8 protein-coding genes and 1 pseudogene are annotated in these 9,758 nt (G+C 67.9%); 4 read left to right on the top strand and 5 right to left on the bottom strand.

All coding sequences use genetic code 11. The features are described 5' to 3' along the window. Positions 1-72 precede the first annotated feature (72 nt). Both ACJH7A_RS18935 and ACJH7A_RS18930 read right to left on the bottom strand, forming a co-directional pair. A pseudogene (locus ACJH7A_RS18935) lies at positions 73-270 on the bottom strand (helix-turn-helix domain-containing protein); the annotation flags it as partial. A gap of 154 nt (positions 271-424) precedes the next feature. Beyond that, on the bottom strand, positions 425-1,330 hold the full coding sequence (locus ACJH7A_RS18930; RefSeq protein WP_318987329.1) for a sigma-70 family RNA polymerase sigma factor: 906 nt from the start codon (positions 1,328-1,330) through the stop codon (positions 425-427). 82 nt (positions 1,331-1,412) lie between these two features. On the opposite strand from ACJH7A_RS18930, the gene ACJH7A_RS18925 reads away from it, so the two are divergent. The 4 genes from ACJH7A_RS18925 (at position 1,413) to nagA (ending at position 6,734) form a co-directional block, all read left to right on the top strand. Continuing rightward, positions 1,413-3,122, top strand: coding sequence for an APC family permease (locus tag ACJH7A_RS18925; protein WP_406802529.1), 1,710 nt, complete (start codon positions 1,413-1,415; stop codon positions 3,120-3,122). 95 nt (positions 3,123-3,217) lie between these two features. Beyond that, complete coding sequence (locus tag ACJH7A_RS18920; protein ID WP_318987327.1) at positions 3,218-4,216, top strand: SMP-30/gluconolactonase/LRE family protein; 999 nt, start codon at positions 3,218-3,220, stop codon at positions 4,214-4,216. Positions 4,217-4,312: 96 nt separating this feature from the next. Then, positions 4,313-5,560: a D-alanyl-D-alanine carboxypeptidase family protein gene (locus ACJH7A_RS18915; RefSeq protein ID WP_318987326.1), complete on the top strand. Its 1,248-nt coding sequence runs from the start codon at positions 4,313-4,315 to the stop codon at positions 5,558-5,560. A gap of 13 nt (positions 5,561-5,573) precedes the next feature. Beyond that, entirely contained in the window at positions 5,574-6,734 is a 1,161-nt protein-coding gene (gene nagA / locus ACJH7A_RS18910; protein WP_318987325.1) for an N-acetylglucosamine-6-phosphate deacetylase, read from the top strand. Positions 6,735-6,933: 199 nt separating this feature from the next. On the opposite strand, the gene ACJH7A_RS18905 is transcribed toward nagA, so the two are convergent. Genes ACJH7A_RS18905 through ACJH7A_RS18895 form a run of 3 tightly spaced genes read right to left on the bottom strand, consistent with a single transcriptional unit; the run spans position 6,934 to position 9,744 of the window. Further along, positions 6,934-8,499, bottom strand: coding sequence for a radical SAM protein (locus ACJH7A_RS18905; protein WP_318987324.1), 1,566 nt, complete (start codon positions 8,497-8,499; stop codon positions 6,934-6,936). Continuing rightward, entirely contained in the window at positions 8,496-8,963 is a 468-nt protein-coding gene (locus tag ACJH7A_RS18900; RefSeq protein ID WP_406802528.1) for a hypothetical protein, read from the bottom strand. The genes ACJH7A_RS18905 and ACJH7A_RS18900 overlap by 4 nt, the downstream gene beginning before the upstream one ends. Then, positions 8,944-9,744 (bottom strand): prolipoprotein diacylglyceryl transferase, encoded by an 801-nt coding sequence (locus ACJH7A_RS18895; RefSeq protein WP_406802534.1) that lies wholly within the window; start codon positions 9,742-9,744, stop codon positions 8,944-8,946. The genes ACJH7A_RS18900 and ACJH7A_RS18895 overlap by 20 nt, the downstream gene beginning before the upstream one ends. Positions 9,745-9,758 lie beyond the last annotated feature (14 nt).

Below are 9,758 nucleotides of genomic sequence, written 5' to 3'. Positions count from 1 at the left end.
GGCACCGACACGGCCTGAACATCTCCGCCCACCTCAGCCCCGTCCCCGAATTCCCACCACCCCAGGGGACTTAGCCCGGTGGGGTCGAGAGCTGCGGTCAACCATGCCGGCCGGTCCCAGTTCGCGATATCGGCAGGCCCAACGCCGGGCGGTCGTGACGGCGACCTGGAACCGCTCAGCAGCCCGGCGTAGCGACCAGCCTTCATCGACCACACAACGGGCCAAGCGCAGACGACCGGTTTCTGACAGCGGGGCATTACGGTGGGACACGAAGACCTCCGAGAGAGTTGGTGCGTTCCTAGACAGCTCGCACTTCACTCGGAGGTCTTCTTCATGTCACCACGCCACGCCGTACCTAACGTCCGTGGTCAGTACATCTAGGGCCGTGCTCTAGGGCCGCTGATCAGACCGCAGCGGCGAGCCGCTAATCAGATCGCAGCGGTGACGCCGTGAACTTGTCCGGGTTCGCGATGTCCCACAGCGCGACGACCTTGCCGTCGCGCACCGTCATCGCGGTGACGCGCGGCAGCATCTCCGGATGCTCACCGTCGGCGGGGAGGCCGGGGCTGTACGCACCGAGTTCGCCGTTGACGAGCGCCAGTTGCGACGTCGAAAGCCATTGCGGCCCATAACGTCTGGCCAGCCCGAACAGGAACCGGGCGACCTTGTCCGCGCCGACGATGGTGCGGGGCGCCGTCGGTGCCCGACGGTTGGAGTCACCGGTGAACGTGGCATCGGGATGCAGCAGTTCGACGACGGCGGCCATGTCCCCGCCGGCGAGCGCGGCCATCAGCTTGCCGACGACCTCATTGTGGCCGGCGTCCGGCGGTGGCGCCGGGGCCTCGGAGACGGCGCGCCGGGCCCGTGACGCGAGCTGGCGGGCACTCGCATCGCTCACGCCGAGCACCGACGCGATCTCGGAGAACGGCACCGCGAAACCGTCGTGCAGGACGAAGGCCACGCGCTGGTCGGGTGTCAGCCGCTCCAGCACCACCATCGCGGCGAATCGCGCGTCTTCTCCCGCGACCACCGCGGCCAACGGGTCGGACGCGTCGAATCCCGTCACCACCGGTTCCGGCAGCCACTCACCGAAATAGGCCTCGCGGCGGTGCGCCGCGGACCGCAGCCGGTCCAGGCCGAGGCGGCTGACCACCGTCGTCAACCAGGCACGGGGCTCTTCGATCGACTCGACATCGGCGCTGTGCCAGCGCAACCAGGCGTCCTGCACGATGTCCTCGGCGTCGGCGTAGACACCGGTCAGCCGGTAGGCGACGGACAGCAGGTGCGGGCGTAACCGCTCGAATTCATCGGTGTCCTGCGCAGTGGTCACAAACACCAACCTACGACTCGGTGTTCGAGCGCGGCGAACCGTAGCATCTCATCGGCAATCAACCGGGATGAGCAGGGAGCAGATGACCACGACAGCGCCAGACATCGTCGCCCGAGACAAAGGCCTCAAACGGGGTGCCCTCGGTCTGGTGTCCAGCGTGGTGGTCGGGCTGGCGTCCACTGCTCCGGCATACAGCCTGGCGGCGACGCTCGGTCTGGTCATCGCCGCGGGCGGCACGCTCCTCGCCGGGGTCAAAGCGCCTGCGATCATGCTCATTTCGTTCGTGCCGATGTACCTCATCGCCGTCGCCTACCAGGAATTGAACAAGGCCGAGCCCGACTGCGGCACCACGTTCACGTGGGCGGCCCGGGCCTTCGGTCCCGTCGTCGGCTGGTTGGGCGGCTGGGGCATCATCGCCTCCGACGTCATCGTGATGGCCAATCTCGCGCAGATCGCCGGGTCGTACTCGTTCACGTTCGTCGGTGACCTCGGGTGGCATTCGGCCGCCGGTCTGGCGAACAGCACGCTGTGGTCGACGGTGGCGGGCGTCATCTGGATCGTGTTGATGACGTACATCTGTTACCGCGGCATCGAGGTATCGGCCCGGCTGCAGTACGTGCTGCTGACGGTCGAGGTCGTCGTACTCATCGTGGTGTCGGTCGTGGCGCTGGTGAAGGTCTACACGCATCACGGGCATGCCTACTCGATCATGCCGTCGTGGTCCTGGTTCTGGCCTGGCGGAATGGATTTCGGCACGGTGATCGCCCCGGCGGTGCTGGCCACCATCTTCATCTACTGGGGTTGGGACACCGCGGTGGCGTGCAACGAGGAGTCCGACGATCCGGGCCGCACCCCCGGCCGCGCCGCCGTCATCTCGACGTTCCTGCTGCTGGCCACCTACGCGTTGGTCACCGTTTCGACCATCGCGTTCGCGGGCGTGGGCACCGAAGGCATCGGGCTGGGCAACCAGGAGAACGCCAAGGACGTGTTCACCGCCATCGGGCCATCGTTGTTCGGGGACAGCGTGATCGGGAAGATCGGCATGCTGCTGCTGTCGGCGTCGATCCTGACCTCGGCGGCCGCCTCGACGCAGACCACCATCATGCCGACCGCGCGTACCACCCTGTCGATGGGCGTATACCGGGCGCTGCCACAGAGTTTCGCAAAGATTCATCGCCAGTACCTGACACCGACCACCTCGACCATCGTGATGGGCGTGCTGTCGGTGCTGTGCTACGTGCTGTTCACTGCCATCAGCGCCGATCTGCTGACGGCGCTGATCGGTTCGGTCGGCCTGATGATCGCCTTCTACTACGCCCTGACCGGGTTCGCGTGCCTCTGGTTCTACCGAAAGACGTTGACCCGCAACGTGCGTGACTTCATGATGCGCGGCCTGCTGCCGTTGTTCGGCGGCATCACACTGTCGGTGGTGTTCGTCTACGGCCTGGTCCAGTACAGCAAGCCGGACTGGCTCAAGGACGAAAACCACCACAACGTCACCATTTTCGGGTTCGGCGCGGTGGGTGTGGTCGGCGTTGTCGGGTTGCTGCTCGGTGTGGTGCTGATGTTCGCATGGCGCGTCGCGCAGCCCGAGTACTTCCGTGGGCTGACGCTGCCGCGGCGCCATGACCTGGTGCTTGATACGCCGGCCTCCGTTCAGTCCGCACCGGCGCATTTCGGGTTGCCGGACTCCGGCGACATGCCGACGGTCATCGCCCCCGACCTGTCGAACCTGCCGCCCGGCGAGACGGCCGTGGACACGGCGACGGGCGAGGAGTTCCGTCGCGACTGACGGCCGCCCGGCGGGCAGTCGTGAAAACCCCGAATCCAAACGGAAATTGGAGGTTTTCCCGTCTGCCGACACGTAACAGGCGTTACCGTCTACACGTGCCGCACAAGCCACCCATCAACCCGGTGCGCTGGACCCCGCCGCCGGTCGACGCCCTGCCTGATTTCCCGTCCGCGGAACTCACCATCGTGCCGATGCCCGGCGATGCTCCCGAGGACGTGGTCGTCGGCGCCGACGGCGTGTTGTGGACCGGCCTGGTCGACGGGCGGATCGTGCGGGTCTCCCCCGACGGTGACACGGATGTGGTGGCCGATACCGGCGGCCGGCCGCTGGGGCTGCACGTCGCGCGGGACGGGCGACTGCTGGTCTGCGACAGCTACCGGGGGCTGCTGGCGCTGGATCCCGGCACCGGCGCCCTGGAGGTGCTGGTACCCGACATCGACGGCCGGCCCCTGCGGTTCTGCTCGAACGTCACCGAAACCGAAGACGGCACAATCTATTTCACCGAATCGACCAGTTCGTTCCATTACGAGCACTTCCGCGCCGCGATCCTCGAGGCCCGCGGCGACGGCGGCCTGTACAAGCTGGCGACCGACGGCACGGTCAGCACACTGCGCGAGGGCTTGTACTTCGCCAACGGCGTCACCGTCACCGCCGACGGCACCGCGCTGGTGTTCGCCGAGACGCAGGGGCGTCGGCTCTCGAAGTACTGGCTGTCGGGACCACAGGCCGGCAGTATCACGCCGCTCGCGGTCAACCTGCCCGGCATGCCCGACAACATCTCGACGGGCGCCGACGGGCGAATCTGGGTCGCGTTCGTCACCCCGATCAACGCCGCCGCCGAGTGGCTCGCGCCGCGACCGACCATCCTGCGGCAGTTGGTGTGGCGTCTGCCGGACGCGCTGCAGCCGCAGATGGCGCTGGAGGTGTGGGCCGTCGCCTTCGATCCCGACAGCGGCGCCGCGGTCGCGGGCGTGCGCGGCCGGCACCGTCAGTTCGGACAGGTGACCGGACTCGTCGAGCACGACGGGCGGCTGTGGATGAGCTCCATCGGTGTGCCCGCCCTGGCGCACTGCGCGCTCCCCGAGCGCCGGTAGGCCCCGGTTAGCTAATTCACATTTGTAACTTCAACCCCACTTGTCACAGCGCGGCAACACGGGATCCGGTCGTCCGTCACCTAATCTGGCGACACCATGGCGACCACCCGATCAACGTCACAGCGCGCTGCAGCCCTGGCAGCAGCGTTTTTCCTGGCGGCCGCACCGGCGTTGGCCTATGCCGAACCCGACCCGCCGGCCGCGGATCCATGCCCGTATCGGGTGAACACCCCGCCCGCGGTCGACCAGTCCGAGGTGCCCAAGGCGGGCGACCCGCCGGCCCCGATTCCCGTCCCGGCGACGCCGCTCGGCGGCGACCTGATGGGCAGCTGCGGCATCGTCGCCGCACCGGACATGCCACCCCTGCCCGGCGACGTCTCTGCCGACGCCTGGCTCCTGGCCGACCTCGACAGCGGCGACATCATCGCCGCCAAGGACCCGCACGGGCGCCACCGCCCGGCCAGCATCATCAAGGTGCTGATCGCGACGCAGGCGCTGCGTGAACTACCCATCAACAAGCGCGTCACCGGAACCCCGGAGGATGCCGCCGCCGAGGGCACCCGGGTCGGCGTCGACGACGGCGGTATCTACACCGTCAACGATCTACTGCACGGCCTGCTCATGCACTCGGGCAACGACGCCGCGCACGCGCTGGCGATGCAGGTCGGCGGCATGGACACGGCGATCGAGAAGATCAACGACCTGGCGTCCAAGCTGGGCGGTCGCGACACCCGGGCGGCCACCCCGTCCGGCCTGGACGGCCCCGGCATGAGCACGTCGGCCTACGACATGGGCCTGTTCTACCGCTACGCCTGGCAGAACCCGACGTTCGCCTCGATCGTGGCGACGCAGAAGTACAACTTCCCCGGCCACCCGGCCAAGCCCGGCGAACCCGGCGACCACCCCGGCTACGAGCTGGAGAACGACAACAAGCTGCTCTACAACTACCCGGGCGCGCTCGGCGGCAAGACCGGGTACACCGACGACGCCGGGCAGACGTTCGTGGGCGCTGCCGATCGCGGCGGGCGCCGGCTGGTCGCGATCCTGCTGCACGGCACCCGCGTGCCGATCGCGCCGTGGGAGCAGGCCGCGCGTCTGCTGGACTACGGGTTCGCGACGCCGCCCGGCACCAAGGTCGGCACCCTGATCGAGCCGGACCCGTCGCTCACCCAGCGCAAGCCCGACGCCAAGCATCCCGCGGCTGCCCAGGCCTTCGACGGTCTGCCACCGGTCGACGCGGTGCCGATTCGCGTCGGGGTCGGCGTGGTCGGGTCCGCGGTAGTGCTCTCGTTGATGATGGCTGCCCGTTCGATCAATCGGCGCCCACAGCACTCCAACCGGTAGAGACTGACGGGCGATGACGCTCATCTCGGCCGGGACGGTGGTTCTCGGCGATTCCGTGTGCCGGCCCGGGTGGCTGGAGATCGATGGTGACCGCATCGTGGCGTGCGGTGGCGGCGCCCCGCCCCGCGGTGTCGACGTCGATTTTCCCGACGGTGTCGTGGTGCCGGGCTTCGTGGACATGCATGTGCATGGTGGCGGCGGCTTCTCCTACGGCACCGACGATCCGGGTGACGTGGTGCGGGCCGCCGAGTTTCATCGTGCCCACGGGACCACGACGACCCTGGCAAGTCTGGTCACGGCGGCGCCGGAGGTCCTGCTGGCGCAAATTCAGACGCTGGCCGACGCGGTGCGCGATGGCGTCGTCGCCGGGATTCATCTGGAGGGTCCGTGGCTCAGTTCGGCGCGCTGCGGTGCGCACGACGTAACGCAGCTACGGGAGCCCGACCCCGCGGAGATCGATGCCGTACTCGCCGCCGGCGACGGGGCCATCCGCATGGTCACGATCGCCCCCGAACTACCCCGCGCCGACGTCGCGATCGAACGGTTCGTCGACGCGGGAGGCATTGTGGCCGTGGGCCATACCGACGCCAGCTACGAAGAGACCAAACGGGCACTGCAGCTGGGCGCCACCGTGGGCACGCATGTGTTCAACGGCATGCGCCCGCTCCATCACCGCGATCCGGGCCCGGCGCTGGCGCTGCTCGAGGACAGCCGGGTGACGGTGGAGCTCATCGCCGACGGCGTGCATCTCCATCCCGCGCTCGTGCACCAGGTGGCGGTCACCGCGGGCTCGGATCGCGTCGCGCTGATCACCGATGCGATGGCGGCAGCCGGCATGCCCGACGGGACGTACCAACTGGGCGGGCTCGACGTCGAGGTCGCAGGCTCGGTGGCGCGGCTGCGCGAGCGGTCCACCATTGCGGGCGGTACGGCCACGATGGACGCGTTGTTCCGGACGGCGGCAACGGGTTTGGAAGCGGCGTCGGATTCGGCACTGCGGCACGCCGTGGCGATGACGGCGACCACGCCGGCGCGCACACTCGGCTTCGACGACGTCGGCGCCTTGGCGCCCGGGAAGTCTGCCGACCTCGTCGTGCTGGACCGCAACCTGCAGGTGCAGGCAGTTGTGCGGCGCGGGGTGTGGTCGGCCTCCGGCGCCGCCCCTCCCCGTTGACCCTGTACGCAGGGCTCAGTTGTTCGAGTGACGAGCGCCGCCACGTGAGGGTGAACGAGCGGCGCCGCTGAGATGGCGTTGATCCTGTAATCAGGGCGGGTTCTTGCGAGTAACCGAGAACCCAAGTCCGCGAGCCTGACCACACGGCGAAAATCCGACCGAAATATCACCCTGTGGCAGGTTCGCGGGCACCTGGCCCTCAAATCACCGTGAGCGGCAAGGCCTTTCCCAAATCAGTGCCCGCGGCGACGGACATCCGCTGACGCCCGAGCGCCGGCCACGCCTGTACCGCACAGAACGGCGCGCACTGGTCCTGGCTCGACCGGGTGCCGACATGGACGCAGCACTGCACCAGACGTTCTTCGATCATCGTCGAGATGTCCATGAACGGCTTGACGGTGATGCGAACCACCCGCTCGCCCAACAGTTTCCGCACCCGGTTCTTTCCGCCCGGCAGGGCCGACGACGCCAGCGCCAGCAGCGTCGGCATGCCCAGATCGCAGTTCTGGCAGATGGTTCGCCACACGTCGCCGATCCCGGGATGCGACAGCGAGGACTGCTCGGACAACAACCCCAGGAGCGATTCCCGGACCGCCAGCTGCAGTTCCTGCGGCAGCTCGCTGTCGGCGATCCTGTTGGACACCAACCCGAGTCGTTCTTTGAGAATGTCATGGCCGATCAGCGACACCAGCGACCGCCATTGCCCCGAATCGTCGCGCAGCACGTAGCCGACCGAGCAGCAGTGCGGATGCGAGCACGGCAGCGCGGTGAGGTCCCGCCAGGTCACCAGGCCGGCGGTCTGCGGGTCGAGTCTGCTCAGCACACCGGTGTGCGTCAGCCGGTCGTGTGCGTCCAGGTTGCCCGACCGCCCCGAGCCGAACTGCGGCTGAATGGTGATACCGCCGACATAGGGGGTATTCAGCGCCAGCTGCACCATGTCGCCGATCTCATCGTCGTTGACGCCGAGCGCGGCAGCCATCACCAACGTCGTGAAAATCTGGCGCTCCGAAAGGCGCTGCAATGCCAGCGTTTTCAGCTTGCGGAGGTCGCCGCCGCGGTGGTGCCGGTGCGCCGTCTCGGACAGTCCGTCGTATTGCAGATACACCTCGACGCGGTGCCGGTGGCCGCTGAGCAGTTCGAGGAGGGCATCGTCGGTGGCGATCCGGATGCCATTGGTGTTGACCAGGATTCGGGTGATGGGCCGGCTGGTCAGTGCGTCGAGCAGTTCGGCCAGATCGGGATGCAGCGTCGGTTCCCCGCCGGAGAGCATCAGCACGTCGAGGCGCCCGTTCTCCCGCGCCAGCCGCTGATCGACATTGGCCAGCACGTCGGCGACGGGCACCACATTGCGCAGGTCGGGCGACGAGTCGGTGAAGCAGGTGGGGCACCGGAGATTGCAGACCTCGGCGATGTCTTCGAGCAGGATGCAGGTGTGCTGGGTCTGCATCTCCGGCAGCCCGCGCAGATACGCCGACGGGATCGGGTCGAAATTGCCTGCCACATCAGGCATGTGCGCCTTGGTCGGGGCGGTCCACTCCTCCAGGTACGCAAGGATCTCGGGGCTCTCGTCGTACAGAGTGCTGATCAGGCCATGTGCCGGGCAACCCCGCTCCAGCCACACCTTCCCGTCGCGCTCGACGAGCCGGCCGGCCAGTCGCGCCACATCGGCGAGCGGCCGTTCGGGAGCCTCGTGGTGACAGCGCGGGCAGTAGGCCGTCACGTAGCGCAGGATGCGGTCACCGCGCAGACCCATGCCCGCCGTCATGTGTACATCGTCGGGTTGAGGCCGGTGCAGTATCCAACGGTCAGGATCGAGGTGAGGGCCCAGCCGATCATCAGACCGAGGCCGAGCCCCTTGGGTACCGGGCTGCCGGTCTTCCACAACGCGAAGCCGCCCCCGAACGCGATGAGCGCCAACAGCGCAGCGCCGAACGCCAGCAGCGCCTTCCCCTGGTCGGCGAGCATCACCGTGACGAACCCGATGCCGAGGTTCAGCACCGGAAAGATGAAGACCCCGCCGATCGCGCCACCGACCGAGACCCCGTTCGGATTCGGCACCCGCGGCGGCGGATAGCCGTATTGCGGGTACTGCGACGGGTACTGAGGGTATTGCGGGTACTGCGGCGGATATTGGGGGTATTGCGGGTACTGGGGGTGTTGCGGATTCTGACCGGGCGGCACGCCATTGCCGGGCTCATCGTCTGGATAATCAATTGGCGGCTCGGACACGGTCGCCCTCCTTGTCTGCCGACGAAATCGGGTAGTAGCCACGGCAATAGCCGCGCCATATCCGGAACCCCAAGAGCGCCAATGATGGCAGCAGAAACCATTGCGGCCGTGTCAGATCCAGCCACACCGTCTGGTTGGCACGGACGAACTCCACGAAGAAGCGGAACACCGCGTACGCGGCGATGTAGATGACGAACAGCTCGCCGGGATGGGTGATGCGGGGCCGCAACCACATGAGCACAGCGAAAGCCGCCAGCTGGAAGACGATTTCGTACACGAACGACGGGTGCATGGCCAGTCCCGCCACGCACCCTGGGCACTCGGGGGTGCTCGCCGGGGCGTGCACCCCCCAGGGCAGCGTCGTCGGCCGTCCGGGTGCCTCGGTCAGCAGACAGCCGATTCGGCCTACCGCCATCCCGAGGGCGACCGCCGGCGCGAACAGGTCGCCGGTCTTACCTCGGTACCCCCCAATTCGCTTGGCGACCAAGACGCCGAGGTAAGCGCCGAGTAGCCCACCGAGGATGCTCTTGGACCCGTACTCCCACGCCTGCGCGACAGTCGGGTTGGCACTGAAATCCAGGTGACGCGCCAACCCCGACGCCCGCATGCCGATCGCCCCGCCGACGAGCGCACCGGTGACGGCCACCAGTGACTGTTCGTTCACCGCGCCGCGGCGGCGCGCCTCGTGGACGAACACGATCACGGCGGCCAGTACGCCCAGCCCCACGAACAAACCGTGCACCGGCACCTGCGCCGGTCCGATCTGCCACTGCGGGATCACCGAGATCACGCGGT

The sequence above is a fragment of the Mycobacterium sp. SMC-17 genome (assembly GCF_045310915.1).
Lineage (GTDB): Bacteria > Actinomycetota > Actinomycetes > Mycobacteriales > Mycobacteriaceae > Mycobacterium.
The sequence above is the reverse complement of the archived record's forward strand: the minus strand, read 5'-3'. Positions and strand labels throughout refer to the sequence as shown.